This window comes from Actinomycetospora sp. (assembly GCF_055612215.1).
Genome location: NZ_JBVPVA010000500.1, coordinates 1 through 1,516, shown reverse-complemented (window position 1 = coordinate 1,516; position 1,516 = coordinate 1). Strand labels below are relative to the sequence as shown.

Annotated in this window: 1 protein-coding gene and 1 pseudogene; one reads left to right on the top strand and one right to left on the bottom strand. The window is 74.2% G+C overall.

From position 1 onward, the window contains the following. Nucleotides 1–134: 134 nt before the first annotated feature. Nucleotides 135–1,163: pseudogene (locus AC0CYZ_RS13965) on the top strand (branched-chain amino acid aminotransferase); the annotation flags it as partial. 107 nt (nucleotides 1,164–1,270) lie between these two features. Here the strand turns inward: AC0CYZ_RS13965 and AC0CYZ_RS13960 are convergent. After that, nucleotides 1,271–1,516, bottom strand: a 246-nt coding sequence (locus AC0CYZ_RS13960; RefSeq protein WP_472216279.1) for an adenosylcobinamide-GDP ribazoletransferase, incomplete at its 5' end; no start/stop codon positions are given.

The following is a 1,516-nucleotide window of genomic DNA, read 5'->3' as shown; positions in this document are numbered from 1 at the left end:
GGTGACCATGTGGTCGGTGAAGTACTTGCCGAACCCGGGCGCGGCCAGTACCTCCGCGACCCGCTCCTCGGTCGCCGGACCGGGGTGCGGGAGACGCGTGAAGGCCGTGCTCGACATGCCCGCCACCCTAGACCGCGCCCGGGTTCGGCAAGTACTTCACCGACCACATGGTCACCGTGTCCTGGGACGCCGCGCGCGGCTGGCACGACGCGACGGTGGGCCCGTACCAGCCGCTGTCGATCGACCCGGCCTCGGTGGTGCTGCACTACAGCCAGACGATCTTCGAGGGGCTGAAGGCCTACCGGCACCCCGACGGGTCGATCGCGTCGTTCCGCCCGTGGGCCAACGCCGAGCGGATGGCGCGCTCGGCCGAGCGGCTGGCGATGCCGCCGCTGCCCGAGGACCTCTTCCTCGACTCGATCCGCGAGCTGCTGGCCGTCGATGCCCGCTGGGTGCCGGCCGCGGGCGGCGAGGAGTCGCTGTACCTGCGGCCGTTCATGTTCGGGTCGTCCTCCGGGCTGGGCGTGCGCCCCAGCGAGGAGTACCTCTACCTGCTCATCGCCTCCCCGGCCGGCGCCTACTTCCCGCGCGGGCTGGCTCCGGTGAGCGTGTGGCTCTCCACCGACTACGTCCGCGCCGTGCCGGGCGGCACGGGCGAGGCGAAGTGCGGCGGGAACTACGCCGCGTCGCTGGCCGCCCAGGCCCAGGCCTCCGCGCAGGGGTGCGACCAGGTGGTGTGGCTCGACGCGCTCGAGCACCGCTGGGTGGAGGAGATGGGCGGGATGAACCTGTTCTTCGTCTTCACCGACGCCGAGGGCCACCACGAGGTGGTCACCCCCGAGCTCTCCGGCTCGCTGCTGCCGGGCATCACGCGCCGCTCGCTGCTCGAGCTCGCCCGCGAGGACGGCGCGACCGTCACCGAGCGCCGCATCTCCACCGACGAGTGGGAGAAGGAGGTCGCCTCCGGGGGCCTCACCGAGGTGTTCGCCTGCGGGACGGCGGCCGTGATCACGCCGGTCGGGTCGGTCAAGTACGACGGCGGGTCCTTCGAGATCGGCGACGGCACCCCCGGTCCGGTCACGGCCCGGCTGCGGGAGCGGCTGACCGCGATCCAGCGCGGCGCGGTCCCGGACACCCACGGGTGGATGGAGCGCCTGGGCTGAGGTCCGGCGTTGCCCGGCGGTCCTGCTCGCCTCACCTCGTTGATCAACAGCACGTGAGGCAGGCTCTGCCGCCCGCGGGGCTGCCCCTGTACCCCTGACCGGCGCGCTCAGCCGCCGAGCGCCAGCACCGCGACCGCGGCGGTCACCGTCACCTCACAGACCCCGCCGAACACGTCCCCGTTGACCCCGCCGAGGCGCCGGATCGCGTGCCGGGCCAGGACGACGGCGGCGAGGGCGCCGACGGCGAGGGCCACCGGTCCCTGCCACGGCCTCCCCGGCACGCCCGCGACCCCGGCGGCCGCGAGCACGGCGAACCAGACGAGGGGCACGGCGACGTGCTGGCGGCCGGCGAC